The organism is Rhodopseudomonas sp. BAL398, from assembly GCF_033001325.1.
Lineage (GTDB): Bacteria > Pseudomonadota > Alphaproteobacteria > Rhizobiales > Xanthobacteraceae > JARJEH01.
In genome coordinates this window covers 380,206-404,156 of record NZ_CP133111.1, presented here as the reverse complement: position 1 = coordinate 404,156, position 23,951 = coordinate 380,206, and the positions used below count along the sequence as shown (strand labels likewise).

The following is a 23,951-nucleotide window of genomic DNA, read 5'->3' as shown; positions in this document are numbered from 1 at the left end:
GACATTATCCCGCCCGCGCTCACGCAGGGCAGCTCCAAGGTTGACGAGCGGCGTCAGGGCGCACGCAAACGTCTTTGAAAACACGAAAACGGCTTTTGTGGTCGGAGCGACCGGGACCTAAGCCCGATCAATGCTGGCGGACATCGCCCTCAGCAGGCGGCGCGGGCATCCGGGCGCGACATCGGACGCGGAGGCGCGATCTGCGAACGCATTTTGATCATGCAAATCTCCCCCGGTTCGAGTGACAAGACGCCATCTTATCCGGCTTGCGGCGCGTTAGCAAGATCGCGCGCGCGTCAATGCCCCTCGGCCGCCGCCATCGGGTTGGCCGGCTTGGCCAGCAGCAGCACCAGGGTGGCGAGGCCGAGATAGAAGAAGGTCAGCAGGAAGAATGAATCGGCGAAGCTCATCACCACCGCCTGGCGGTGCACGATCTGGTTGAGCTGCTTCATCGCCATTCGCGAGGCATCGCCCATGCCCTGGAATTTCTGGGTGAACAGGTTCAGCAGCTCCACCGCCTTGGCGTTGCCCCAGGTCACCTTGTCGTGCAGCCGCGAGATGTGAAAATCGGTGCGGTCGTCGAGCGCGGTGTTGATCAGGGCGAGGCCGACCGCGCCACCCAGATTGCGGGTCAGATTGAACAGGCCGGAGGCGTTCTTGACCCGCTGCGGCGGCAGCGTGCCGAGCGCGATGTTGTTGACCGGGACCATCGCCATCATCATGCCGACGCCGCGGAAGATCTGCGGCCACAGCAATTCGTAGAAGTCGTAGTCCTTGGTCATCCAGGTCATCTGCCAGGTGCCGATCGCGAACAGCACCAGGCCGACGGCGATCAAGATGCGCATGTCGAACTTCGCCATCAGCCTGCCGACGACCGGCGCCGAGCAGAACATCGCGATGCCGGAGATGAACATGGTCTCGCCGATCATCAACGCGCTATAGCCGCGCACTTCGGCGAGGTAGCGCGGATACAGATAGGTCAGGCCGTACAGGCCGATGCCGACGCAGAATGAAAACATGCAGCCGAGCGCGAAATTGCGGTTGGTGAAGGCGCGGATATCGACGATCGGCTCGCGCGCGGTCAGCACCCGCCAGAAGAACAGCACCGCCGAGACCACGCAGACCACAGCGAACACGGCGATATATTCGTCGTGGAACCAGTCGTTACGCGGGCCTTCCTCGAGCACATATTCCAGCGAGCCGAGGAAGCCGCCCATGAAGCCCAGCCCCCACCAATCGAAATGATTCAGCAGTTCGAGATGCGGTTCGTCGAAATCGACCAGCGCCAGCACGCCGACGGTGATGGCGATGCCGGGGATCACATTGATGAAGAACAGCCAGTGCCACGACATCAAATCGGTGATGTAGCCGCCGACGGTGGGGCCGACGGTCGGCGCCAGCGTGGCGACGAGGCCGATGATCGGGCCGACGATGTGGAATTTGCTGCGCGGAAACACCGTATAGGCCGAGGCGAACACCGTCGGGATCATGCCGGCGCCCAAAAATCCCTGGATCGCCCGCCACAGGATCATCTGCTCGATCGACGAGGTGAAGCCGCACATCAGGCTGGCGAAGGTGAAGCCCGAGGCCGAGATCGCGAACAGCATCCTGGTGCCGAGCGCGCGCGACAGGAATCCGGACAGCGGGATCGCGATCACTTCGGCGATCAGATAGGCGGTCTGCACCCAGGACACTTCGCTGGCGCTGGCCGACAGCCCGGCCTGGATTTCCGCCAGCGATGCCGAGACGATCTGGATGTCCAGGATCGACATGAACATCCCGAACACCATGATCAGGAACGCGACCAGCCGCCGCGGCGCGACGTGCTCGGACGGCACCGCCATCACCGGCGCACCGGGAATCGGCGCGTGCCGCCCTGGCGTCGTGGGGGTCGCGGTCGCCATCAGGGCTTGGTGTGGACGCGGACGTAGACCGACATGCCCGCCCGCAGCATGTTTTCCCGGGCGACCGCGGCCGGGACGCTGATCCGAACCGGCACCCGCTGCACGATCTTGGTGAAATTGCCGGTGGCGTTGTCGGGCGGCAGCAGCGTGAACACCGAGCCGGATGCCGGCGACAGGCTTTCCACGGTGCCCTCGATGGCGCGGCTGGAGAAGGCGTCGACCGAGATGTCAACTTTCTGGCCGGGCTTCAGGCGGCGCAGCTGGGTCTCCTTGAAATTGGCGTCGATATAGACGTCATCGAGCGGTACCACATTGCCGAGCCTTTGGCCGGCCTGGATAAAGTCGCCGATATTGACCAGCCGATTGGAGAACACGCCGTCGACCGGCGCGCGGACAGTGGTGAAATCCAGGTCGCGCTCGGCCTTGGCCAGCGCGCTTTGCAGCTCGAGCAATTGCGCGCGGGCTTCGCCCTGCTGCGCCTTGGTGACCTCGACATTGTCGCGCGCCGCGGCGAACGCCGCCTGCGCTGCCACCACGGCAGCGGCGCTCTGATCCCGGGTCGCCTGCGACAATTCGAAGGTGGCGCGCGAGGCGAAGCCCTTGGTGCTCAGCGATTGCTGACGATCGAAATCGAGCCCGGCGCGTTTGGCCGCGGCATCGGCCGAGGTCAGTTGCGCCTTGGCCTGCTCCACCGCGCTTTGCTGCGCAGTGACCTGGCGACCGATCCGCTCGATCGTCGCCTGCTGGGTGGCGATCCTGGCGCGGGCGGAATTGACCGCAATGCGGTAATCGCCATCGTCGATCCGGAACACGACGTCTCCGGCATGGACCTCGACATTGTCGCCGACGCCGATCGCCTCGATATGGCCGGACACCCTTGCGCCGAGCGTGGTGTTGTTGGCGCGGACATAGGCGTCATCGGTGCCGATCAGGAAACGGCCGACCAGCATGTAGTCGACGCCGTAGGCGACGACCGCGAGCGCGGCCACGATGCCGAGCCCGATCAGGATCCATTTGCGCCTGCCGGATTTTGGCGCGGCCGCGGTCGGCGCCGTAATCTCATCTGCCGCAGGCGCGGCCGGCTCGGCGGCCGGAGCAACCGGCCCGCGCGGCGCGGCAGGTTCGTCGTGCGGCTGCTCACGCAGCAATTCGGCATGCGCCAGGGAATCGGCCTCGGCCACCACGTTCCCGTCCACATCCGGCTCGGGACGACGGATGCGGGCGGTTTGATCGCGTCCGGCCATAGGGCCTCCTGATTGATCCATGGCAAGCCATCGCCGCCCTACGCATGCGACCGCCCCCAAGGCCTATAAGTACCATTGACCGAACGGTTCGGTCAAGATAGTTCTGTCCTGCGACGATCATACCGAACCGCCCCTTTCGGGGCGTATTCACGCGAGTCTTTATTGAGGACAGGCTGAACCGATGGTTTCGATTTCGCCCACGACGGCTTTGCCCGATCACGACGACGACAACGCCAAGCGCCGTCAGATTCTGCGCGGCGCCCGCGCGGTGTTCATGGATCTCGGCTTCGACGGCGCCAGCATGGGCGAGATCGCCCGTGCGGCCGGCGTGTCGAAGGGCACGCTGTACGTCTATTTCACGGACAAGAATTCGCTGTTCTGCGAGATCATCGAGCAGGAGAGCGCCGAGCAAGGCATGCTGACCTTCGACTTCCCGCCTGACCGAGACGTCGAGACCTCGCTCAAGGTGTTTGGCGCCGCCTATACCAAGCTGTTGTGCGACCCTCGTCACGCATCGGCGATCCGCACGGTGATGGCAATCGCCGAGCGGATGCCAGAGGTTGGCCAGCGCTATTACGAACGGGTGATCGCCAATTCGCTCGGCCGATTCACGCGCTATCTCGAGCAGCAAGTGCAGGCCGGCACGCTCGCCATCGACAATTGCTACCTCGCCGCGTCGCAATTTACCAAATTATGCCAGGCCACGCTGTTTCTGCCCTACATATTTCAGGTGGCGGACGTCCCCTCCCCCGACCGCATCGCCGAGGTCGTCGACAGCGCCACGCGGATGTTCATGGCGACCTATCGGGCGTCGGGCAAGCCGGCCTATTCGTCGTCGGAACCGTCCTCGCCCGGGACCGCTTGATACGACAACGCTTTTCGCGCGCCAAGCGCCCCGGTGACGCCGGAAAACCCACCCGCATAGGGATTATTGTGCTGGGCTCGCGCCGCGACCTCCTCGCCGGAGACCGCCGCCGGCTGGCAGATCACCCGGCGACGCTTGCGGCGCATCAGGTCGACGTGAATGTGATCGTAGTGATAGACATTCGAGCCCGGCGCCAGCACGGTGTTGAACACTTGGCACGCCGTTCCCTGGACATCGCGCAGGAAGCCCTGCTCTTCCGGCAGCCCCTTCCAGCCTTTCTTGACGCTGATGTGCCGGCCATCGGCCAGCGTGAAGCCGGCGACATCGAGCGCGTTGCCGAAGGCGTGTTCGGAAATATGCGCGCGCGAATTGCCGTTCATGCCGCGACACGAATAGGCCGAAATCTGCTTGATCTCGACCACGCGCACACCGAACCAGCGCATCGCCGCCGGCTGCACGCCCTCGGCCAGCCAGCGATCCAGCGCCGAGACGATCGGACAGGCCAGCGTCGCCACCGGCTTGAGCGCCACCGGCCCGACCGCGCTGGTGACATTGCCCTGCGCGGGGCCCAATCGCGGCACCGGATCGGCCATGGCACGCCCGTCATTCGGCATCGGGTATTGCATCGGGCTCGCCTGCCGCGCCGGCTGATCATTGCGGTCCGCCGGATAGGGCGAAGCCGACTCATAAGGTGAGCGCGGCAGCGATCCCGGGCCCTCTGCCGGCAAGGCGATCTCTTCGCGATTGTCGACGACGCCCGGCGCATTCAGCGACACCGGACCAGAGCCGGCGCCGGCGACAGGCTCAGGGTACTGGGTCTGGGGATAGGATGACACCGGCCGCGCCAGCGGCGGCTGCGCGCCGGGCCAACGCGGCTGGTTGCGACCGATCGCGGCCGGCGGCCGCAATTCATCGGCAAAGCCGTAACTGGCATTGCTCTCGCCGAGCGCCGCGACCTTGAGCGGAAACTCGGCGCCGCAGACGCCGGGACCCGAAATCGGATCGATCCGAACCAGCTCGGCAGTCTCCTTGACCGCGCCGGATTTCAGACATGCGACCTCTGCCTCTGCCCGCCACGGTTCGCGCTCGGCGGTTTGAAACATACCGCGACCACAACCCGCTAACGATACGAGGACCAGGGAGCCGACAAGATACAAACGAACTCCACGCGTCATCCGCGCACAATCCGCCAAGTTGATTAAGGACTATTGAATCGAAGCGATTCATCTTCCCTTAACCATGCTCACCCCACTGGCTCTCCAGACGGTGTGCACCGCTTCCGGTACGCGGCGCGTCAACCGGCGACGCGGCTGCGCGCATCCAGCAAACGGATCGAGGACCGCCCGCGCTCGCGGCTGCTGCAAGCGCGCTTTTGGATCGCCATCGGCGTCGGCGGCTCGCCGCGCACCGTCGCGCCGCAACGATCGCAAGACCTCGCCGGACAATATTACCGTCGATCAGGATCGCCGACGGTCGCGCGGCACGACCGACCGATCACCTCGTAGTAATACCAGTTCGATAGGCCGATGACGCAAAAAGCCTCGAAGAGTAAGCTTGAGGGCAGAGGTTAACTACACCTCGGCGTTGACGCCGCGATTGGAGCCGGTCAACTGCTGTCATGATCAATGATGACGACAACTACGCACTCGACCCGCTCGGAAACCGGGTCCTGATCGGCTTGTCCGCGGAAGAGACCGCGGAGTTCTTCCGGCTGGAGGATGAGATCGGCAAGACCGGGCTGTTGCCGCAGATCTCTCCCGACGAATGGTGCCGTCCCGAGGACCGCCGCTGGCTCGAACTCTACGAGAAACATGAATCGGCGCGGCGGCCGTTCCTGCGCAGCAGCAAAACCCGGCATTGAGCCCGCCCCATCGCCGTGCTAGCCGTCCCGGCAACAACAATGACAGGGCGGTAAACCATGCTTGAGGCAGTGATCTGGGATTTCGGCGGCGTGTTGACGACTTCGCCCTTCGAGGCTTTTAGCCGCTACGAGACCGCACGCGGCCTGCCCGCCGACATCATCCGCCGCACCAATGCGGCGAACCATTTCGAGAATGCCTGGGCGAGGTTCGAGCGCGCCGAGGTCGATCTCGACACTTTCGACCAGCTGTTCGCCGCCGAATCGCTGGCGCTCGGCGCCGAAGTCCGCGGCCGCGACGTGTTGCCGCTGTTGTCGGGCGAATTGCGCCCGGAGATGGTCGAGGCGCTGCGGATCGTCAAATCCAACTGCAAGACCGGCTGCATCACCAACAACCTGCCCGCCAACGCGATCGGCAGCGCCGCCGGCCGTTCGCTCTACATCGCCGAGGTGATGGCGCTGTTCGACCACGTCATCGAGTCGGCCAAGATCGGCTTGCGCAAGCCCGACCCGCAGATCTACCGGATGATGGTCGAAGCGCTGGGCGTCGATCCCAAAAACTGCGTCTATCTCGACGATCTCGGCGTCAATTTGAAGCCGGCCCGCGATATGGGCATGACCACGATCAAGGTACTGAGCGCCGAGCAGGCGCTCGCCGAACTCGAAGCCGCGACGGGACTGACCCTGCGCAAGGCCTAGCGCAGCTATCAGGCAAAATATCTCGCCTCTTGGTGCTGGGAGTCATTCCGGGGCGCGAGGCCCGTCAGTGCGTTACGCACGTCTTCGACGTGCTATGGGCCGAGCGAACCCGGAATCTCGCGGCACCGCAGAGCGCTCAGCGAGATTCCGGGTTCGCGCGCAGCTGACGCTGCGTGCGCCCCGGAATGACAGCTCCCGCACGCGCAGGCCGAATCGCCATTCGCGCCGCGTCAGCGCACCTGTTCGACGACCGGCCCTTTCGCGTCGCGCTCGTACCAGCCCTTGGAGCGGTTGACGATCCACACCACGGTCAGCATCACCGGCACCTCGATCAGCACGCCGACGACGGTGGCGAGTGCCGCGCCGGACTGGAAGCCGAACAGGCTGATCGCCGCCGCCACCGCGAGCTCGAAGAAATTCGAGGCGCCGATCAGCGCCGACGGGCCGGCGACGCAATGCTGCTCGCCGAACAGCCGGTTCAGCAGATAGGCAAGGCCGGCGTTGAAATAGACCTGGATCAGGATCGGCACTGCCAGCAGCGCGATGATCAAAGGCTGGCTCAGGATCTGCTCGCCCTGGAAGCCGAACAGCAGGACCAGGGTCGCCAGCAGCGCCAGCAGCGACAATGGCTGCAACCGGCCGAGCAAACGCGCCAGCGCCGTCTCGCCGCCGCTCGCCAGCAACCAGCGCCGCAGCAGCTGGGCGACGATCACCGGCACCACGATATAGAGCGCCACCGACAGCACCAGCGTATCCCACGGCACGATGATCGACGACAGGCCGAGCAGCAGGCCGACGATCGGCGCAAAGGCGAACACCATGATGGCGTCGTTGAGCGCGACCTGGCTCAAAGTGAAATGCGGCTCGCCCTTGGTCAGATTCGACCACACGAACACCATCGCGGTGCAGGGCGCCGCCGCCAGGATGATCAGCCCGGCGATGTAGCTGTCGACCTGCGCCGCGGGCAGATAAGGCCGGAACACATAGCCGATGAACAGCCAGGCCAGCGCTGCCATCGAGAACGGCTTCACCGCCCAGTTGATGAACAGCGTGACGCCGATGCCGCGCCAATGTTCCTTGACGCGGCCGAGTGCTGCGAAATCGATCTTGATCAGCATCGGCACGATCATCAGCCAGATCAGCGCCGCCACCGGCAGGTTGACCCGGGCGATCTCGGCGGCGCCGATCGCCTGAAACACCCCGGGCATCAGATGGCCGAGCGCGATCCCGGCGACGATGCACAGCCCCACCCACAGCGTCAGATAGCGTTCGAAGGTCGACATCATATCCTCCCAGGACCACACCAATTACGTCATTGCGAGCGCAGCGAAGCAATCCAGGAGGGCTGGATGCTGAGCTCTGGATTGCTTCGTCGCTGCGCTCCTCGCAATGACAGTGGGGGCAATCGTCACGCCGTCGCGGCGCGGCGGCCGTCGGCGTCGAGCACCAGCTCGCCGTCTTCCTTGCGGAATTCGCCGAGCGGTACCGCGGGCAGAATCTCCAGCACCGCCTCGGACGGCCGGCACAGCCGCACGCCTAGCGGGCTGACCACGATCGGGCGATTGATCAGGATCGGATGCGCCATCATGGCGTCGAGCAGCTGCGTGTCGGAAAGACCGGGCGCGCCGAGGCCGAGCTCCGCATAGGGCGTGCCCTTCTCGCGCAGCAGCGCACGCACCGGAATGCCCATCCGCGCCACCAGTTGCTGCAGCATGTCGCGCGACGGCGGCGTCTTGAGATATTCGATCACATGCGGCTCGATCCCGGCATGGCGGATCAACGCCAGCGTATTGCGCGAGGTGCCGCATTGCGGGTTGTGGTAGATGACGACGTCCATGACCGGCCTCATGCCACGTTGGGGCGTGGCATCGAGGCGCCCTCGCCGCGGCCGATATCGCGCAATTTGGTGCCCAGCGTCAGCGGGTCGAGCTGCCGCAACGGCAAGGCGGTGAAAATCGAAATCCGGTTCTTCAGGTAGCGCAGCGCGGTGACGAAGGCGGCTTCCTTGTCGAAGTCCGTGCCCGTCACCTCGGCGGGATCCTCGATGCCCCAATGCGCGGTCATCGGCTGCCCCGGCCACACCGGGCAAGCCTCTCCGGCGGCGCTGTCACACACCGTGAACACGAAATCCATCACCGGCGCGTCGGCCGCCGCGAATTCCTGCCAGCTCTTCGAGCGCAACCCCTCGGTCGGATAGTCGAAGCTCCGCAGCACCTTCAGCGCGATCGGATTGACCTGCCCCTTGGGCTGGCTTCCGGCCGAGAACGCTTCGAACCGGCCGCGGCCTTCCTTGCGCAGGATCGACTCGGCGATGATCGAGCGCGCCGAATTGCCGGTGCACAGGAATAATACGTTATACACGGGTGTGGGCATTGGATTTTCCTTTCTGCGGCGGACAACATGGCGTCAAATCGGCGATCAGCGGCGCGCAGACCTCCGGCCGGCCGCCGCAGCAATCCTTGATCAGGAACAGCGCCACCTCCTGAAATCGCGCCAGATCGGCGCGGTAGACGATCGAGCGGCTGGCGCGCCGCGACGACACCAGCCCGGCGCGGGTCAGGATCGACAGATGCGACGACATGGTGTTCTGCGGCACCGCCAGAACGCGGGCGATCTCGCCGGCGGCGAGCCCGTCCGGCTCGTGCTTCGCCAGCAGCCGAAACACCTCGAGCCGGGTTGATTGCGCTAGCGCCGCTAATGCCAATATGGCCTGCTCTGATTCCATATATCGAGATTTACAGATATTTCCACAGCCGTCAAGCCGACATCACGCTATTTCGGTATTACTCGAAATATGGTTTGACGGCCGACGCTTCGCGTGGCACGCTGGCATCATGAAAATCGACGACGCCGCCAGAAAGCTCGAAGCGCTGGGCAACCCGACAAGGCTGAAGATCTACCGGGTGCTGGTGCGCGCCGGCGAGGCTGGCACGCCGGTCGGCCGGCTGCAGGAGAAGTTGAAGATCGCGCCGTCGACGCTGTCGCATCATCTCAAGACGCTGGTTTCGGCCGGGTTGATCCGGCAGCAGCGCGCGGCGACGACGCTGCATTGCCATGCCAATTACGACGTGATGCGCGGGCTGGTCGACTTCATGGTGGCGGAATGCTGCGCCGACGAAGCCGACGACAAGGAGATCAGCGACGCGGCATGACCGCCGCAAAGTCGCGCAAAGACGCGGCCACTAATTCGATTATTCCGGTTTTACAGAATATCACGCCGACGTTTTCGACCCATCCCAACGAAGCAGCCGACAGGAGCATCCGATGACCCAGACCGACATGACCGAAGTGGTTCGCGAGAAATATGCCGAGGCGGCGCTGCGCGCCGGCGGCTCGTGTTGCGGCGGCGGCGTGGAGAACGTCAGCCCGATCACCTCGAACCTTTATGACCAGGTCCAGACCGACGCCCTGCCCGACACCGCGGTGCTGGCCTCGCTGGGCTGCGGCAACCCGACCGCGCTGGCTGAACTGAAGCCCGGCGAGACCGTGCTCGACCTCGGCTCCGGCGGCGGCATCGATGTACTATTGTCGGCGCGCCGGGTCGGCCCGACCGGCAAGGCCTATGGGCTCGACATGACCGACGAGATGCTGGCGCTGGCGCGCGACAATCAGCGCAAGGCCGGCGCCGACAATGTCGAATTCCTCAAGGGGCAGATCGAGGCGATCCCGCTGCCGGACAATTCGGTCGACGTCATCATCTCGAATTGCGTCATCAACCTGTCGGCCGACAAGGACAAGACGCTGCGCGAGGCGTTCCGGGTGCTGAAGCCCGGCGGCCGTTTCGCCGTCTCCGACGTGGTGACGCGCGGCGAGATTCCCGCCGACGTCCGCGGCAGCGCGCTGTTGTGGATCGGCTGCATCGCCGGCGCGCTCGACGAGGACGATTATCGCGCCAAGCTCGCCGCGGCCGGCTTCGACGCCATCGAGATCGTGCCGACCCGGATCTACCAGGTCGAGGACGCGCGCGAATTCCTCACCGCCAAGGGCATCGACGTCGACGCGATCGCCCCGCAGATCGACGGCAAGTTCATGGGTGCCTTCGTGCGCGGCACCAAGCCGGCGGCCGGCTGATCGCCGCTCGGGCCTCGGTCGGGCGCCGGTCGTGCCGGCGCCCGCCTTCAACGGGCGTTACAGGCTGTCGCCGAAATCGGCGCGGAATTTCGCCACCAGCCGCTCCTGCCAGTCCGACACCGGCGTCAGCAGCCCGTAGAAGAAGCGCAGCACCTCGGGCTCCTCGACGAATTTCAAGCCGCCGATCAGCGCGCGGTTGTCGTACAGCCAGGCGATGCGGTCGACCGCGTATTTGACCTGCGACAGCGTGAACACGCGGCGCGGCAGCGCGAGCCGCACCAGCTCCATATTGGCGAACACTTCGCGCCCATCCGGCTCGCGCTGTTCCGACAGCGTGCCGCGCTCCATGCCGCGAATCCCGCTGGCGATGTACAGCGCCGCCGCCAGTGCGCCGGCCGGGTACTGGTCCTGCGGGATGTGGTCGACGAAGTCCTTGGCGTTGACGTGGCAGCCGAGCCCGCCCGGCGGGGTGATCACCGGCACGCCGCGCTCCAGCAGCTGATCCACCATATAGGCGATGAATTGCGGCCCCTGGTTGATCATGTCCTCGTCCATGGTCTCTTCGAGGCCGACCGTGAGCGCTTCCATCTCGCGCACCGACATCCCCCCATAGGTGAGGAAGCCCTCATAGAGCGGCACCATCGGCCGCATTTTTTGGTAGATCGCCTCGTCGCGAATGCAGATGCCGCCGCCGCGGGCGCAGCCGAGCTTGCGCGCCGAGAAATAGACGATGTCGCAGAGGTCGGCGGTGGCGCGGGCGATCTCGCGGATGCTGAGATCCTTGCAGACGTCCTCGCGGACCTTGTTGAAATACAGATTGTCGGCCAGCAGGCTGGCGTCGAGCACCAGCAGGATGCCGGAATCGCGGCACACCGCGCTGACATCGGCGAGGTTCTGCAGCGAGATCGGCTGGCCACCGATCAGATTGGTGCCGGATTCCATCCGCACGAAGGCGATGTTGTCGGCGCCGCGGGCGCGGATCAGCGCCCGCAATTTGGCGATGTCCATATTGCCTTTGAACGGCTCGGCGCTGACCACTTCCAGCCCGGCGTCGGTCACCAGTTCCTCGACGCTGCCGCCCTGCAGGGTGATATGCGCCTTGGTGGTGGTGAAGTGATAATTCATCGGCACCACCGAACCCGGCGTCACCAGCACCTTGGCCAAGATGTGCTCGCAGGCGCGGCCCTGATGGGTCGGCAGGAAATAGCGCATCCCGAAGATGTCGCGCAGCTTGGCTTCCAGCCTCGTATAGGTGGCGCTGCCGGCGTAGGAATCGTCGGCGACCATCATCGCGGCCTGCTGCTGGTCGCTCATGGCATTGACGCCGGAATCGGTCAACATGTCGAGAAAGACGTCGGCGTTTTGCAGCAGAAAGGTGTTGTTGCCCGCCGCCGAGATTTTTTCCAGCCGGCGTTCGATCGGCGGCAGGTTCAGCTTCTGGACGATCCGCACCTTGTGCATTTCCAGCGGCACCGCCTCGTTGCCGTAAAACTTTACGCTTGCCATCCCGGTTCTCCACGCCTGCCCGCGCGACCGCGGGTGGTATGGCTTATCGATGCGATGGGAAATCTCAATTGCGCCCGATCAAACCGGGGCCGGGGCGGTTGGTGAAACAATTCCCTACCCGAATGAAACCAAATTGCCCGTCCGACGCAAATGTCCTGAAACGGTTGCCGGGTTAAAGCTCGTCCCAACAACGCGCCGAATGGCGCTGGCGCCGGCAATCCGGCGCTCCAACAGGGCGTTCAAACAGGGGATAGGCCATGTCATATTTCAGGCTCGCCAGAAATGGCGCCGCTTTCGGCGCGCTGATGATCGGCTCCATTGCATTGTCCGGCGCGGCCCATGCCGCCCAACCACTGCCGTTTCCATTCCTGCCGTTCCTGCTGCTGCCGCAGCAAACGGCGATGCAGCCGGCGTTGCAATTGCAGCCCGAGGCGCAGCCGATGCCGCAGCGCCAAGCCGTCGCACGCGACGACGATGATTCCAGCGCGGACCTGCCGGCTCGGCTGCGGCGCCAGGTGGTGAATTATGACAGCCGCGAAGCCCCCGGCACGATCATTATCGATACGCCAAACACTTATCTTTACTATGTGCTCGGCCATGGCCGCGCGGTGCGCTATGGCATAGGCGTCGGCCGCGACGGCTTCACCTGGTCGGGCACGCAGTCGATCACCAGGAAAGCCGAGTGGCCGGACTGGACCCCGCCCGCCGAAATGATCGCGCGCCAGCCCTATCTTCCGCGCCATATGGCCGGCGGCCCCGGCAATCCGCTCGGCGCCCGGGCGATGTATCTGGGCAATACGATCTACCGCATTCACGGCACCAACGCGCCGGGCACTATCGGCACCCGGGTCTCGTCCGGCTGCATCCGCTTGGTCAATAGTGACGTCGCCGACCTCTATCGGCGGGTCAATGTTGGCGCCAAGGTGATCGTGCTGCCGCAGCAGAACCGCCGCGCCGACAGTGCGAAAGGTCAGCGCGGCTGAAGGCTCGGCCAACCATCGTCCAGTTGCAATGGCGCGCTCACTTGCGCCATTGTCTTTTTTGACGCTGCACGCGGCGCTGGGTCGCCGAACACTGACATTGCCGCGAATTTGAGGCCGATACCGCCAGCGCCGAGGCGCTGGCGTCGCGCGCGGCCTTTCTGTATTGTCCCGGCTCATTTCATCCGGAACATTGATGCGGCTTAGATATATCCTGCTCGGGGGCGCGGTTCTCGTCGTCTCGTTTGTCGCCAGCCTTAAGGTAATGGACTGGCTGGCGCCGCGCGCCGTGGTCAACCCGCCGGTCCTGGCCGCCTTGCCACCGCTGCCCGCGGTGCGCAGTTCGACCATCGTGGTGCCGGTGTCGATTCCGCTGACCGCGATCCGCGATGTTGTCGAACACGCCGCGCCACGCGACTTCGCCGGCAAGGCCAATAATCCGCTGTCCAAGATCATCAAGAACGCCGACATCGCCTGGACCGCGACCCGCGGTCCGATCAAGGTCAGCAGCGCCGGAGGGCAAATGGCGCTGGCCGCGCCGATCAATGGCTCGCTCACCGCCAAGGGCTCGCTCGACAGCAATACCCAGGGCGCGGTCGACAATGCGCTCGGCAAATTGCTCGGCGGCAAATTGGCCAAGCAGATCGGCGTCAAGATCAAGTCCTTCAACGCCAATGCCGACATCAAGGGCAGCATCGCGATCACGGCGCGGCCGACGCTGCTGCCGAACTGGCGGGTCGAGCCGAATCTGTCGGCGCAAGTCGTGCTCGGCGACAGCAATGTCGCCATCGCGGGGGCCCGCTTCAACGTGCCGGCGCAGGTCAAGCCCGCGATCGACAAGGCGGTCAACGACCAGCTGGCGAAATTGCAGCAGCGCTTCCGCGACGACACCGCGCTGGAGCGCAATGCCCGCCGCGAATGGGATCAGCTATGCCGCTCGATTCCATTGCAGGGCGCCTCGGTGCCGCAGGGCTTCTGGCTCGAATTGCGCCCGACCCGCGCCATCGCCGCGCAACCGCGGATCGACAGCGAAGCGCTGACGCTGACGCTCGGCATCGAGGCCGACACCCGGATCACCAACGTAGAGACCAAGCCGCAATGCCCGTTTCCGGCATCGCTCGACCTCGTCGGGCCGGAGGCCGCGGGCGTCAAGATTGCGATCCCGGTCGACATTCCGTTCAGCGAACTCGGCCGGATCGTGGAAGCCCAGTTTGCCGGCAAGACCTTTCCGGAGGACGGCAGCGACAGCGTCACGGTCGGTGACGCGAGCGTTGCCGCCAGCGGCGATCGGCTGCTGATCTCGCTGAAGGTCAAGGCCAAGAACAGCCGCAGCTTCTTCGGTTTTACCGGCGATGCCACGCTGCATATCTGGGGAAAACCGGTGCTCGATCAGGCCCAACAGAAGCTCCGCCTCACCGATCTCGAACTGGCGGTGGAGTCCGAAGCCGCATTCGGCCTGGTCGGCAACGCCGCCCGCGCCGCGGTGCCCTATCTGGAAAAAGTGCTGGCCGAAAAGGCCGTGTTCGATCTGAAGCCCGCCGCGATCAATGCCGAGCGCCGCGTCGGCACGATGATCGCCGATTTGAACCGCAATGAGGACGGCCTGCGCATCGCCGCGGAGATCTCCAACCTCAAGCTGGCTGACCTGGCATTCGACGCCAACAAGATCCGGGTGACCACCCAGGCCGAGGGCATCGTCCGGGTCACCATCACCAAATTGCCGGCTGAGCTGAAACCATAGCAGCAAGACAAGAAGACCGGGTGGCGCGTGCCACCCGGTCAATTCTGATTGTCTCAGATCTGATTGTCTCAGACTTATCGTCGATCAGCGTTGATCGCTTACTGGTTCTGATATTTGAACTCGGGAACCGACTTCAGCTGGTCCTTGGTGGCATTATACACCGCGTGATCCGGATACCAGCGATGCTCGCCGGACTTCGCATTGGTGGTATTCACCGCGGAACCGGTGGTGGTGCCGGCAACCGGCGCAGTGGTGGTCGTGGTCGTCGTGGTGGTGCTGTTCGCCATCTTGCTGTCGGTCGACTTATTCATCGCCGTGTTGGACGAAACCGGCTGGTTGACAAACTGCAGCTTGTCGAACGCCACCGCGACGTCACGCTCGCCGACGCCGAGGAATCCGCCGACGCCGATCACGACGCCCTGAATCTTGCCGCTGTTGTCGATCAGCAATTCGTTGATGTCGCCGAGCTTCTCATTGGCCTGATTGTAGACATCAAGGCCCATCAGCTTCGACGCGCGCCAGTCGCCCTGCTGCTGCATGGCGGACGGCGATACAACATTGGTGGTGTTGGTCATCTTGTTGGCGGGGGTTTCGGCAAAAGCGGCGGTGGCCATCAAGCTGGCACCAAGAACGCCAATGGTGAAAGTTTTTGCGAACATGGAAATTCCTTCTCGTTCGTGAATGGTGCTTCTCCAACCGCTTGCACCGCGACGCGTTCCACCGCTATGTCGTTTTCTTGAGATTGCTTCGAGGACCACCGCATCCGACAGAACCGACTGATCGACGGAACCCGATCCGCACAGCGAACATGGGCCGGAGCAAAGTTCCCGCGCGGACGATCGTTTCTGATAATTCTTGGTAAAGCCAAAATGTTGTCGGACAAGGCGGCAAATTTGATTCCGGCGGATCGCCCGCCGACCTAAGCCAGACATGGTCAACCGGGGACACCATATGAAACTGCCAACGGCTGTCATGAATTGCGCCGTCGCCCTCTGCGCCGCCATCGGGCTGATGCTGTCGCAGCCGGCGCTCGCCCAGAAGCCCGCCCTCGCCGAGAAAACCCACAACAGCCAATATGACGCCCTGGTGGCGGCCCATGCCCAGGCCAACGGTCTGCCGGAGTCCCTGATCCATCGGGTGATCAGGCGCGAAAGCGGCTATCGCGCCGGGCTGATCGGCCGCGGCGGAACCATCGGCCTGATGCAAATCAAGCTCGGCACCGCGCGCTCGCTTGGCTATACCGGCACCGCCGAAGGGCTGCGCGACCCGGTCACCAACCTGACCTACGCGGTCAAATATCTGGCCGGCGCCTTTCTGGCCGCCCGCGGCGACCACGACCGCGCGGTCGCCTATTATGCCGGTGGCTACTACTATGTCGCCAAGCGGCAGCGCGCGACACGCCACGCCGCTGTCGCCAAATCGCGCCGCAGCATTGCCGCTGCCCCCCCGGCCACCGAGGCGATCGCCTCGGCATCGACCGCCGCGCCGCCGGCGGCCGCCGGTTCAAGCCCTGGCTCGCCGAAGCCCTGATCTGCGTTTCTCTTGACCGGCCTTCTCTCAAGGCGCGTTGACGCCCAAGCCGATCGGCCCACATTACAGCTTGTTCCGAGGGGAGCTCCGACGAGGAGCTGAGCTACCGCACGAGGCGCCGTTCTACACGCTCGGTCCTTTGACCTCCGACATTGCGCCGGGCTACGACCACATCACCTCCGGCATGGGTGCGGCGATGATCGGCTGGTTCGGCTGGTTCGGCTGGTTCGGCTGGTTCGGCTGGTTCGGCTGGTTCGGCTGCGCGATGCTGTGCTACGTCACGCCGAAGCAGCAAGCGATAGGGTGGGAAAAGGCGCGCTTGCGCCGTGCCCACGCGTTGCGTTTCAACGCCAAGGTGGTGGGCACGCTTCGCTCTGCCCACCCTACCTGCTACGCGCTGCACTCTTGCGGGCTACTTGCTACTTCAGCGCGGCCCGTATCGCGGTCCAATCAAACTCCTTCGCCGTCGCCAGCCCGTAGGATGGGTTGAGCTCTTGCGAAACCCATCGTCCCGACCGCTGCACATCATGATGGGTTTCGCGAAGGGCTCAACCCATCCTACGGCGATCGTTCGCCGAACGCATCGCTTGGGACGTCCATGTCGCCGGCCCAATCGATCGGATTGACCCCGCGCGCGACCATGCGATGGAACGAGGAATGCGGCCAATCCTGCACGCGGCTGACCAGCCCATGTTTCACCGGGTTGAAATGAATGTAGTCGATATGCCGCGCGAGATCGTCGTCGTCGCGAAGCGTATGCTCCCAATAGCGCCGCTGCCAGATGCCGCGTTCGGCTTTGCGCGCGCGGCTTTCGGAAATCCGTTCGCCCGTCGGCAGGCCGCGTGAAAACGCAGCCTTGATTAGCCGCCAGCGCGTGGCGAAATCGCGATCGCCATCGGGGAGCGTCCAGACCGCATGAAGGTGGTCGGGCAACACCACGATCGCGTCGATCACGAACGGATGGCGCTGCCGCGTCTCGTGGAAGGCACCGCGCAACAGGCCGATGTGATCGGTCAGCAACCGCAGCCGGCGCTCCGCGAGATTGACGGTGAAGAAGAAGCGGCCACCGGCGATGGCGTTGCGCCGATAATTCGTCATCGAAAGGCTCGTTGTGCGGCGATGGGTTTCGCAAGAGCTCAACCCATCCTACACGATGGCTCGAAACAAGCGTAGCTGGTGACGTCAAAAGCCGCATATCTTTTGGCTCACGCGGGCTGCCCCCGCTACTTCACCGCCGCCTGCATCGCCTTCCAGTCGAAGGTTTTCGCCGTCGCCAGCGCCTCGTCGTCACCGAGGCCCTTGAACGCCAGCGAGAGCGCCGCGGTGGGGCCGAGCGCGACGAGGATGGTGCCGGACTTGTCGCTCGGCTTGAACGTTTGCGTCACCTTGAAACCGTCGATGGTCGCGCTGCGGATCGGGCCGTGGCTGGCTTCGGTGTTGAGGCCGGTGCCGGCGGAGGCGAGCCGGCTCTGCGCCGGCTGACCGGCGAGCAGCTGCACGCTGACATGCACCTCGCCGCGCTCATAGCCGCGCTGCACCACCACGATGCGGCTGCCGCCGTCCTGCATCGCCAGGCCGCCGAGCTTGCCGGCTTTCCAGCCCGGCAACTCGACCAGCAGCGGCGCGTACGGCTCCAACCCGTCCCCGGCCCGAGCCGGCGAGGGCGGCGCCAGCGCCGCCGCGAGAAGCGCGGGCAGTGCGACAGCCAAACCCGCAAGACGACAACGCGCGATCATGACAACCTCCAATTCGACACAGCGGCCCGCAGCCTAGCAGGGCCGCGCGCCGCGGCATTGATCTGATCCAGTGCGGTACCGCGCGCGGTCAAGCCATGCGGCGGCGAGTGCCGCGCCCAAGGCTGGCAAAGCGTAGGGCGCAAAGGCGCGGTTGCGCCGTGCCCACATCAACGTCACGCCGAGGATCGGTGGGCACGCTTCGCTTTGCCCACCTACGTGCCACGTGCTATCTGGCGATGGCGCCGTTGACGGTGTCGCCGACGAAATCGGCGGCGCGGCGGAAGGCTTCGTCGGTGTCGCCGCGGAAGGTGACGGTGCGGCGCAGCACCAGCTGCTCGCGGTCGAGATCGAGCAATTGCACCTCGCCCCATTGCACCAGCGTGCTCATCTTGCGGATGCCGCCATAGAGCAAATAGCGCGCCCCGGCCTGCCGCGCTGCGGCGATCAGCTGCGCGGGCGCCATCTCGCTGGCGGTGCAGGAGGCCGCCGCGCAATCCGGCCGGATCACCCGATAGTCCCGCTGCCTCAGATTCTGGCGCAACAGCGTTGCGAAGGTCGCAATCCGTGCGCGATGCGCCGCGCTCTGGTCGATGGCTTCGCCTGAACTATCCGTGTAGTCGAAATCGGCGACCGCTATGCCGACCGCGCCGACGGCCGCATGGCCTGGGCGCGCCGCGGCCAGCACTGCGCCGCACAGCAGCGCCATCGCCTGGCGTCGTCGCATGATCGCCTCCCTGGGAAGCGGCCCTGACCGGACCGTCTAGGGCCGAGCCTAATCCGCCGGCCCGCCGCCCGCAAGCGCTGCTACGCGGCACGGCGCCCCGATACCGCAACGCTATTTGTTGCCTCCCGCAGTGCGATCTATTAGCTTTGCGAGCCGGAGAGCTTCCGATGTGTCGCGCGTATCGGGTAGTTGCAGGGTTGAGTCTGAGCCTGCTCGCGGGCTGCGTCACGGCGCAGCAGCAGAGCGTTATTCTCTCGCAACGGCAATCCGCCTTCGACACGCCGCTCGACGGCAAATGGCGCAAGGCGCACGAGTCGCGCCCGGTCGCGATCCTGCTCGGCCGCGCCGAGACGACCGCCATCCTCGCCCCCCGCCGCGCCGCGCTCGAGGCCGGCTGCGCGCGCGGCAAGCCGCGCATCCGCATCGCCTACGACGTCGGGCTGCGCAGCGGCCCGATCGCGGTGGCGTATCGGTTCAACGACGCCATCGACCAGACCGGACGCGTGCTGGTCCGCGGCCAGCGCCGCAACATCGTGGTGATCGATTATCAGCCCACGGCGGCGGCGTTCCTCACCGAGCTCGGCACAGCGACCAAGCTGAAAGTGCGGGTGTCGCGCTCGGTCCTTGAGATGCACGATGCCTATTTCCGCTGGGACCCGCAGGACGCCGTGCTCAAGGCCGTGCTGGCGGCCTGCCAGATCGCTGTGCCGGCCGACAAGACCAACCAGCCAGACGACACCGACGAGCCGCTCGACGACGCGATCAGGGATGTGTTGCCAGAGACGTAGCAGGCGGCACGCTGGCGCGCGCAATGCCATGCGGTGCAAAGCAGCCGGCCTAGCCGCCGCTCGGCGCAGCGCCATGCGCCATCGCCGTTAACACCGTCTCAACCATGCTTCGTCGCATGACGGACGCTTCGTCGCCCGGCAATTGTCCCGACAGCACGCCGCCCGCATAGTGGCTATGAAGCGATCCCCGCTTCCACCGGAAGGACCGCCGATGCGCCACAATAATCCCGCGATGGCGCTCGCCGTCCTTGCCTGCGCGACCGACGCCCCCGTCGCCACGCGGGCCGCGCCGCACGGCTACCCGGCGGTGCCGCTGCTGTCGACCGGCACCACGATCCTGGGCGAGACGATCCACTATCCGGCGGGCGAGGCGCATGTCACCGCCGCCATCGTCACGCTGGGGGTCGGCGAGCGCACCATCCTGCACAAGCACGAGGTGCCGCTGTTCGCCTATATTCTGGAAGGCGAATTGACGGTCGATTACGGCGCCTACGGCACACGGGTCTATCGCCAGGGCGATTCCGTGATCGAGGCGATGGGTGTGGCGCATGTCGGCATCAATACCGGCCCCACGCCGGCGCGCGTGCTCGGGGTATATATGGGGGCGACCGGCCTCAAGGACGTCACGCCGGTCAATTAGCAACGAAGCGCTACGCCGGTTTCACGAACATCGCCTCGAACAATTCCTTGGCGCGCTGCAGCCCCTCCTCGGTGAACATCACGGACTTCGCCTTGCTGGCCGGATTCTCGATCAGGTCCCGTTCGTGGAGGCGGTCGAGCACGTTCCAGTCATGGCCTTTCCAGGCGCGAAAACCGCCGTGCAGCGTCAGATACAGCAGCGCCAGCGTGGCATCGTCGATCTTGTCGGTGTCGAGTTGCATCGGTCCCTCCTCGTTCGCGGCGATCATCGTCGACAAGGCCCGCGCAGACAAGGCCGCGGGCGACGAGACCGCCCGTGTACCGAATGACGATCCGCAGATGGCTGCGGCGGTCGCCAAAGCTCGCGCCGGGCTGGATGCGTTTCTCGCCCGCGCCGACCATCCCGCCGGCAATCAGCGCGACTTCTCGGTCAAGGTGAAAGTGCCGCTCGGCGCCAACAGCGAGTTACTATGGCTGCGTCCGTTCGTCCGCGACGGCGACGGCTTCATCGGCCGCGTCGTCAACGAGCCACGCAACGTCTCCAATCTGAAATACGGCGACCGCCTCGCCTTCAAGCGAAAGGACATCGCCGATTGGTCCTATACCGAGGATGGACGGGTGGTCGGAAATTATACTACCTGCGTTCTGATCGCACGAGAGCCGCCGGAGCAACGCGCCGCGTTCCGCGCCAAATATGGGATCGATTGCAAGCAATGACGATGGGGATATGGTGGAAAGGTCTTTGCTTGGCAAACGTCGTGAGCGTAGCCCGGATACGGCGCAGCGCAATCAGGGCTTCGATCACCGTCCGTGATCCCTCATTCAGCGACGCGCCATGCAGGCTACGATGCCACTACGCCCCCACCGTCTCCTTCACCCGCGCACCCGGCGCGATCGTCGGCGCGGCCGCGTTCAGCGTCTCGATCGCAAATCCCGCCGCGGATTTGTAGCCGGCCATGAACGCCGCGCGTTCGGCCGGCGGGATCACCGCGTCGATATTATCGAAGGTGCCGCCGCAGCGCTCGTCGACCAGGTTCAGCAATCCGAACGGGCCGGCGCCGCGGTTGCGCAGGATCAGTTGCGAGACCGGGCCGCAGAGTTTGTGGTCGTAGGCGGCGAGCGCGGCCTCGGTGGCGCCATGCGTGACCAGCGCGGCGCCGAGCTCGCGGGCGTCGATGATGGCCTGGCTGGCGCCGTTGGAGCCGGTCGGATACATCGCATGCGCGGCGTCGCCGAGCAGCGCCACCGGGCCGTCGCGCCAGGTCGACACCGGATCGCGGTCGATCATCGGATTTTCGAAGGCGCAGTCGGAGCCGCGGATCATCGCCGGCACGTCGAGCCAGTCCCACACCCAGCCGTCGAAATGATGCGCAAAGTCCGCGGTAGGCACTTGGCGGAACCAGCCCTGCTGCTTCCAGCCCTCGGCATTGTCGAGCGTCACCTCGGCGATCCAGTTCAGCATCGACAGCCCGGTCGAAGGATCCGGCTGCGAGATCGGATAGATCACCACGCGCTGGCGATGGGTGCCGAGTCCGATGAACGACGCGCCGGTGCGGGTCGGCTTGCCCTGCGTGGTGCCGCGCCACATCACCGCGCCGCCCCAATGGATCGGCGGCTGCCCGGGATGCATCTGGGCGCGGATGGCCGAATGGATGCCGTCGGCGCCGACCAGCAGCGCCCCGTGATCCTCCGACATCGTGCCGTCGGCATGGGCGATGGTCGCGGTGACGCCGTCGGCGGTCTTGGCGTAGCCGGTGACGCGGCAGCCGAGCCGCATCGCGTCGGCGCCGAGCCGCTTCACCACTTCGTCGTGCAGCAGCATGTGGAAGCGACCGCGATGCGCGGCGTATTGCGGCCAGCGATAGCCGGCGTCCTTGCCGCGCGGCTCGCAATAGATGTCGTTGCCATTGAGGCCGACTAGCGCCCATTCGCGGGCCGGCAGGCCGACGCGGTCGAGCGCGGCCTCGGTGATGCCGAGATCGCCGAGTTCGCGCACCGCATTGGGCTGTAGATTGATGCCGACGCCGAGCGGGCGCATCTCGCGGCTCGACTCATAGACCACGCAGGGCACGCCGATCTGATGCAGCGTCAGCGCGGTGGCAAGCCCGCCGATGCCACCGCCGGCGATGATCACTTTGCCGCTCATGAGACGTCCTCCCGCATCCGGTACCTCCGGTTGCGGGATGCTCTAACCAGCAATGGCTGGCGAGGCAAGCCGGCCGCCGGGATCGCGGGCCGTGCTAGGCCGGTTCAGCCGCGCGGGACTCGACCTGGGTGCGCCCCAGCTTGCATTGGTTCCGCCCGCTACGCTTGGCCTGCAGCAGCGCGTGATCGGCACGGGCGAGCAGGCTCGCGGCGTCATCGGCCGCCTCATAGCCGGCGACGCCGACGCTGATCGTCACCGGCCTGGTGATGTCCTTGAACGCGCAGCGCGCGATCGCCTTGCGTACATGATCGGCAACGCGCAGCGCGGCGTCGATCTCGGTGTTCAGCAGCAGCACCACGAATTCCTCGCCGCCCAACCTGCCGACCAGATCGCTTTGGCGGACCAGGCCCTTCATGGTTGCGGCGATCTGGACCAGAACCGAATCCCCGGCGGCGTGTCCAAAGCTGTCGTTGATGCTCTTGAAGTGATCGATGTCGATGAACAGCACCGCCAGCGCGCCGCCGCCGCTGGCCGCGCTCGCCACTTCGCTGTCGAGCTGTTCGAGCAGCAGTCGGCGATTGGCAATTCCCGTCAACGGGTCGGCGTGGGCGAGGCGCTTGAATTCGCGGGTGCGCTCCGCCACTTCCTGCTCGACCCGGCGGTTGGCCGCGGTCAACAGCCCCTCGGACAGTTTGATATCGCTGACATCGGTGCCCGAGGCGATCAGCCCGATCGGCTGGTCACCGTCCATCCGCGGCGTGATCTTCTCCAGCACCCAGCGCCAGCCGGACGCGCTGCGGATCCGAAACTCGGTCTTGGCCGGCAGCCCGGAGCGCAGCAGCTCGGCGATCAGCGCCAGATAGCGCTCCTTGTCCTCCGGATGCAGATAGCTGGTCCAATCGATCGTGGCGGCCGCGCTTGCCGGCTCGCCGACGAGATCGAACCACGCCTTGTTGGCGAAGTTGCGCGCGCCGTCATGGCCGCAAATCCAGATCAGCGCCGGCGCTTCGTCCGAGATCACCCGAAACCGGCGCTCGGACTCCATCAGCGCCGAGATCAGAATCTGTTCGATCGGGATTGGCCTGTCGTTATCGACGGCCCGCTTCTCGAGCAAGGCCTTGGTCATGCGATGATCGAGTTTCAGAATGTGGGTCACCAGCCAGGTGACGAGAAACTGGAGAAATCCGCTGACCGCCTCGACATTCGAAAGATCGTCGCGGGCGGCGAGCTCCTCGACCTTCTTGATGAAGGAGCGGTGGGCGCAGGCATGGCGGGTCTTGTCCTGCTCCGCCAGCGACGAGCACCGCATCAATTGCTCTTCGTCGCAGAAATGCGTGGCCGCGTAGTCACGAAGCTTGAGGACCAGAGCGGATATTTCCGGTAGCTTCTCGCCGTTCTGGACCGCGCCGGCGAGTTCGTTGGTGAGTTCGAAAAGCTTGCGATGCTGGCTGTCGATCCGGGCATTGCCGGTCTCGAACAGCGCGTTCCATTCAAACGGGACCATCTGATGCTTCAATCCT

26 protein-coding genes and 1 pseudogene are annotated in these 23,951 nt (G+C 65.2%); 12 read left to right on the top strand and 15 right to left on the bottom strand.

Going from position 1 to position 23,951, the window contains the following annotated elements:
• Positions 1–296: 296 nt before the first annotated feature.
• Positions 297–1,904, bottom strand: coding sequence for a DHA2 family efflux MFS transporter permease subunit (locus RBJ75_RS01880; RefSeq protein ID WP_080901171.1), 1,608 nt, complete (start codon positions 1,902–1,904; stop codon positions 297–299).
• Complete coding sequence (locus RBJ75_RS01875; RefSeq protein ID WP_044415691.1) at positions 1,904–3,148, bottom strand: HlyD family secretion protein; 1,245 nt, start codon at positions 3,146–3,148, stop codon at positions 1,904–1,906. The genes RBJ75_RS01880 and RBJ75_RS01875 overlap by 1 nt, the downstream gene beginning before the upstream one ends.
• Positions 3,149–3,329: 181 nt before the next feature.
• On the opposite strand from RBJ75_RS01875, the gene RBJ75_RS01870 reads away from it, so the two are divergent.
• Positions 3,330–4,013, top strand: coding sequence for a TetR/AcrR family transcriptional regulator (locus RBJ75_RS01870; RefSeq protein WP_044415693.1), 684 nt, complete (start codon positions 3,330–3,332; stop codon positions 4,011–4,013).
• Here RBJ75_RS01870 and RBJ75_RS01865 read toward each other — a convergent pair.
• Positions 3,974–5,188, bottom strand: coding sequence for an extensin family protein (locus RBJ75_RS01865; protein WP_044415695.1), 1,215 nt, complete (start codon positions 5,186–5,188; stop codon positions 3,974–3,976). The genes RBJ75_RS01870 and RBJ75_RS01865 overlap by 40 nt on opposite strands.
• 443 nt (positions 5,189–5,631) lie before the next feature.
• On the opposite strand from RBJ75_RS01865, the gene RBJ75_RS01860 reads away from it, so the two are divergent.
• Entirely contained in the window at positions 5,632–5,874 is a 243-nt protein-coding gene (locus tag RBJ75_RS01860; RefSeq protein ID WP_044415699.1) for a hypothetical protein, read from the top strand.
• Between the two features lie 57 nt (positions 5,875–5,931).
• On the top strand, positions 5,932–6,570 hold the full coding sequence (locus tag RBJ75_RS01855) for an HAD-IA family hydrolase (protein ID WP_044415701.1): 639 nt from the start codon (positions 5,932–5,934) through the stop codon (positions 6,568–6,570).
• A gap of 230 nt (positions 6,571–6,800) precedes the next feature.
• Here the strand turns inward: RBJ75_RS01855 and arsB are convergent, their stop codons facing one another.
• From arsB to RBJ75_RS01835, 4 genes are all read right to left on the bottom strand, one after another.
• Positions 6,801–7,853: an ACR3 family arsenite efflux transporter gene (gene arsB, locus RBJ75_RS01850; protein ID WP_044415730.1), complete on the bottom strand. Its 1,053-nt coding sequence runs from the start codon at positions 7,851–7,853 to the stop codon at positions 6,801–6,803.
• Positions 7,854–7,978: 125 nt separating this feature from the next.
• The gene (gene arsC, locus RBJ75_RS01845; RefSeq protein WP_044415703.1) at positions 7,979–8,407 is read right to left on the bottom strand and encodes an arsenate reductase (glutaredoxin); all 429 of its coding nucleotides are present in this window, start codon (positions 8,405–8,407) and stop codon (positions 7,979–7,981) included.
• Between the two features lie 8 nt (positions 8,408–8,415).
• On the bottom strand, positions 8,416–8,943 hold the full coding sequence (locus RBJ75_RS01840) for an arsenate reductase ArsC (RefSeq protein ID WP_044415705.1): 528 nt from the start codon (positions 8,941–8,943) through the stop codon (positions 8,416–8,418).
• Complete coding sequence (locus RBJ75_RS01835; RefSeq protein WP_044415707.1) at positions 8,924–9,295, bottom strand: ArsR/SmtB family transcription factor; 372 nt, start codon at positions 9,293–9,295, stop codon at positions 8,924–8,926. Before RBJ75_RS01835 ends, RBJ75_RS01840 begins: the two co-directional genes overlap by 20 nt.
• 109 nt (positions 9,296–9,404) lie before the next feature.
• On the opposite strand from RBJ75_RS01835, the gene RBJ75_RS01830 reads away from it, so the two are divergent.
• The gene (locus RBJ75_RS01830) at positions 9,405–9,722 is read left to right on the top strand and encodes an ArsR/SmtB family transcription factor (protein ID WP_044415709.1); all 318 of its coding nucleotides are present in this window, start codon (positions 9,405–9,407) and stop codon (positions 9,720–9,722) included.
• Between the two features lie 112 nt (positions 9,723–9,834).
• Positions 9,835–10,641 (top strand): arsenite methyltransferase, encoded by an 807-nt coding sequence (locus tag RBJ75_RS01825; protein WP_044415711.1) that lies wholly within the window; start codon positions 9,835–9,837, stop codon positions 10,639–10,641.
• Positions 10,642–10,698: 57 nt separating this feature from the next.
• On the opposite strand, the gene RBJ75_RS01820 is transcribed toward RBJ75_RS01825, so the two are convergent.
• Positions 10,699–12,147, bottom strand: a complete 1,449-nt coding sequence (locus RBJ75_RS01820) for a tryptophanase (protein ID WP_044415713.1) — start codon at positions 12,145–12,147, stop codon at positions 10,699–10,701.
• Positions 12,148–12,404: 257 nt separating this feature from the next.
• Between RBJ75_RS01820 and RBJ75_RS01815 the strand changes: the two genes are divergently transcribed.
• Entirely contained in the window at positions 12,405–13,130 is a 726-nt protein-coding gene (locus RBJ75_RS01815) for a L,D-transpeptidase (RefSeq protein ID WP_044415715.1), read from the top strand.
• Between the two features lie 193 nt (positions 13,131–13,323).
• The gene (locus RBJ75_RS01810; RefSeq protein ID WP_044415716.1) at positions 13,324–14,868 is read left to right on the top strand and encodes a DUF4403 family protein; all 1,545 of its coding nucleotides are present in this window, start codon (positions 13,324–13,326) and stop codon (positions 14,866–14,868) included.
• Positions 14,869–14,966: 98 nt separating this feature from the next.
• On the opposite strand, the gene RBJ75_RS01805 is transcribed toward RBJ75_RS01810, so the two are convergent.
• Positions 14,967–15,800 (bottom strand): PRC-barrel domain-containing protein, encoded by an 834-nt coding sequence (locus RBJ75_RS01805; protein WP_317529047.1) that lies wholly within the window; start codon positions 15,798–15,800, stop codon positions 14,967–14,969.
• 19 nt (positions 15,801–15,819) lie between these two features.
• Here RBJ75_RS01805 and RBJ75_RS01800 point away from each other — a divergent pair, with 19 nt between their 5' ends.
• Both RBJ75_RS01800 and RBJ75_RS01795 read left to right on the top strand, forming a co-directional pair.
• The gene (locus RBJ75_RS01800; RefSeq protein WP_234707498.1) at positions 15,820–16,398 is read left to right on the top strand and encodes a lytic transglycosylase domain-containing protein; all 579 of its coding nucleotides are present in this window, start codon (positions 15,820–15,822) and stop codon (positions 16,396–16,398) included.
• A gap of 112 nt (positions 16,399–16,510) precedes the next feature.
• A pseudogene (locus RBJ75_RS01795) lies at positions 16,511–16,690 on the top strand (phosphomethylpyrimidine synthase ThiC); the annotation flags it as partial.
• Between the two features lie 266 nt (positions 16,691–16,956).
• Here RBJ75_RS01795 and RBJ75_RS01790 read toward each other — a convergent pair.
• From RBJ75_RS01790 to RBJ75_RS01780, 3 genes are all read right to left on the bottom strand, one after another.
• The gene (locus tag RBJ75_RS01790) at positions 16,957–17,496 is read right to left on the bottom strand and encodes an REP-associated tyrosine transposase (protein WP_044414509.1); all 540 of its coding nucleotides are present in this window, start codon (positions 17,494–17,496) and stop codon (positions 16,957–16,959) included.
• A 125-nt stretch (positions 17,497–17,621) separates the two neighbouring features.
• Complete coding sequence (locus RBJ75_RS01785) at positions 17,622–18,134, bottom strand: hypothetical protein (RefSeq protein ID WP_044414510.1); 513 nt, start codon at positions 18,132–18,134, stop codon at positions 17,622–17,624.
• A gap of 226 nt (positions 18,135–18,360) precedes the next feature.
• Positions 18,361–18,858: a DUF2380 domain-containing protein gene (locus tag RBJ75_RS01780; RefSeq protein WP_080901127.1), complete on the bottom strand. Its 498-nt coding sequence runs from the start codon at positions 18,856–18,858 to the stop codon at positions 18,361–18,363.
• Positions 18,859–19,055: 197 nt separating this feature from the next.
• Here RBJ75_RS01780 and RBJ75_RS01775 point away from each other — a divergent pair, with 197 nt between their 5' ends.
• On the top strand, positions 19,056–19,646 hold the full coding sequence (locus tag RBJ75_RS01775; RefSeq protein WP_234707465.1) for a hypothetical protein: 591 nt from the start codon (positions 19,056–19,058) through the stop codon (positions 19,644–19,646).
• 211 nt (positions 19,647–19,857) lie between these two features.
• Positions 19,858–20,286 (top strand): cupin domain-containing protein, encoded by a 429-nt coding sequence (locus RBJ75_RS01770; RefSeq protein WP_044414512.1) that lies wholly within the window; start codon positions 19,858–19,860, stop codon positions 20,284–20,286.
• A gap of 10 nt (positions 20,287–20,296) precedes the next feature.
• On the opposite strand, the gene RBJ75_RS01765 is transcribed toward RBJ75_RS01770, so the two are convergent.
• Positions 20,297–20,527 (bottom strand): DUF6429 family protein, encoded by a 231-nt coding sequence (locus RBJ75_RS01765; protein WP_044414513.1) that lies wholly within the window; start codon positions 20,525–20,527, stop codon positions 20,297–20,299.
• On the opposite strand from RBJ75_RS01765, the gene RBJ75_RS01760 reads away from it, so the two are divergent.
• A complete protein-coding gene (locus RBJ75_RS01760; protein WP_052628994.1) occupies positions 20,514–21,002 on the top strand; it encodes a YegJ family protein in 489 nt (162 codons plus the stop codon). The two genes, RBJ75_RS01765 and RBJ75_RS01760, sit on opposite strands and share 14 nt — an antisense overlap.
• A gap of 136 nt (positions 21,003–21,138) precedes the next feature.
• On the opposite strand, the gene RBJ75_RS01755 is transcribed toward RBJ75_RS01760, so the two are convergent.
• Both RBJ75_RS01755 and RBJ75_RS01750 read right to left on the bottom strand, forming a co-directional pair.
• Positions 21,139–22,431 (bottom strand): flavin-dependent oxidoreductase, encoded by a 1,293-nt coding sequence (locus RBJ75_RS01755; RefSeq protein WP_044414514.1) that lies wholly within the window; start codon positions 22,429–22,431, stop codon positions 21,139–21,141.
• 94 nt (positions 22,432–22,525) lie between these two features.
• Positions 22,526–23,935, bottom strand: a complete 1,410-nt coding sequence (locus RBJ75_RS01750) for a GGDEF domain-containing protein (RefSeq protein ID WP_044414522.1) — start codon at positions 23,933–23,935, stop codon at positions 22,526–22,528.
• Positions 23,936–23,951: the final 16 nt, after the last annotated feature.

Bases quoted from the DNA above. Each gene is read 5' to 3' on its own strand.
- arsB (WP_044415730.1), bottom strand. From the start codon at position 7,853: ATGTCGACCTTCGAACGCTATCTGACGCTGTGGGTGGGGCTGTGCATC.
- RBJ75_RS01755 (WP_044414514.1), bottom strand. From the start codon at position 22,431: ATGAGCGGCAAAGTGATCATCGCCGGCGGTGGCATCGGCGGGCTTGCC.
- RBJ75_RS01880 (WP_080901171.1), bottom strand. From the start codon at position 1,904: ATGGCGACCGCGACCCCCACGACGCCAGGGCGGCACGCGCCGATTCCC.
- RBJ75_RS01805 (WP_317529047.1), bottom strand. From the start codon at position 15,800: ATGTCTGGCTTAGGTCGGCGGGCGATCCGCCGGAATCAAATTTGCCGC.
- RBJ75_RS01815 (WP_044415715.1), top strand. From the start codon at position 12,405: ATGTCATATTTCAGGCTCGCCAGAAATGGCGCCGCTTTCGGCGCGCTG.
- RBJ75_RS01800 (WP_234707498.1), top strand. From the start codon at position 15,820: ATGAAACTGCCAACGGCTGTCATGAATTGCGCCGTCGCCCTCTGCGCC.
- RBJ75_RS01820 (WP_044415713.1), bottom strand. From the start codon at position 12,147: ATGGCAAGCGTAAAGTTTTACGGCAACGAGGCGGTGCCGCTGGAAATG.
- RBJ75_RS01750 (WP_044414522.1), bottom strand. From the start codon at position 23,935: ATGGTCCCGTTTGAATGGAACGCGCTGTTCGAGACCGGCAATGCCCGG.
- RBJ75_RS01790 (WP_044414509.1), bottom strand. From the start codon at position 17,496: ATGACGAATTATCGGCGCAACGCCATCGCCGGTGGCCGCTTCTTCTTC.
- RBJ75_RS01830 (WP_044415709.1), top strand. From the start codon at position 9,405: ATGAAAATCGACGACGCCGCCAGAAAGCTCGAAGCGCTGGGCAACCCG.
- RBJ75_RS01810 (WP_044415716.1), top strand. From the start codon at position 13,324: ATGCGGCTTAGATATATCCTGCTCGGGGGCGCGGTTCTCGTCGTCTCG.
- RBJ75_RS01780 (WP_080901127.1), bottom strand. From the start codon at position 18,858: ATGCGACGACGCCAGGCGATGGCGCTGCTGTGCGGCGCAGTGCTGGCC.
- RBJ75_RS01785 (WP_044414510.1), bottom strand. From the start codon at position 18,134: ATGATCGCGCGTTGTCGTCTTGCGGGTTTGGCTGTCGCACTGCCCGCG.
- RBJ75_RS01875 (WP_044415691.1), bottom strand. From the start codon at position 3,148: ATGGCCGGACGCGATCAAACCGCCCGCATCCGTCGTCCCGAGCCGGAT.
- RBJ75_RS01825 (WP_044415711.1), top strand. From the start codon at position 9,835: ATGACCCAGACCGACATGACCGAAGTGGTTCGCGAGAAATATGCCGAG.
- arsC (WP_044415703.1), bottom strand. From the start codon at position 8,407: ATGGACGTCGTCATCTACCACAACCCGCAATGCGGCACCTCGCGCAAT.
- RBJ75_RS01865 (WP_044415695.1), bottom strand. From the start codon at position 5,188: ATGACGCGTGGAGTTCGTTTGTATCTTGTCGGCTCCCTGGTCCTCGTA.
- RBJ75_RS01835 (WP_044415707.1), bottom strand. From the start codon at position 9,295: ATGGAATCAGAGCAGGCCATATTGGCATTAGCGGCGCTAGCGCAATCA.
- RBJ75_RS01765 (WP_044414513.1), bottom strand. From the start codon at position 20,527: ATGCAACTCGACACCGACAAGATCGACGATGCCACGCTGGCGCTGCTG.
- RBJ75_RS01870 (WP_044415693.1), top strand. From the start codon at position 3,330: ATGGTTTCGATTTCGCCCACGACGGCTTTGCCCGATCACGACGACGAC.
- RBJ75_RS01840 (WP_044415705.1), bottom strand. From the start codon at position 8,943: ATGCCCACACCCGTGTATAACGTATTATTCCTGTGCACCGGCAATTCG.
- RBJ75_RS01770 (WP_044414512.1), top strand. From the start codon at position 19,858: ATGCGCCACAATAATCCCGCGATGGCGCTCGCCGTCCTTGCCTGCGCG.
- RBJ75_RS01860 (WP_044415699.1), top strand. From the start codon at position 5,632: ATGATCAATGATGACGACAACTACGCACTCGACCCGCTCGGAAACCGG.
- RBJ75_RS01855 (WP_044415701.1), top strand. From the start codon at position 5,932: ATGCTTGAGGCAGTGATCTGGGATTTCGGCGGCGTGTTGACGACTTCG.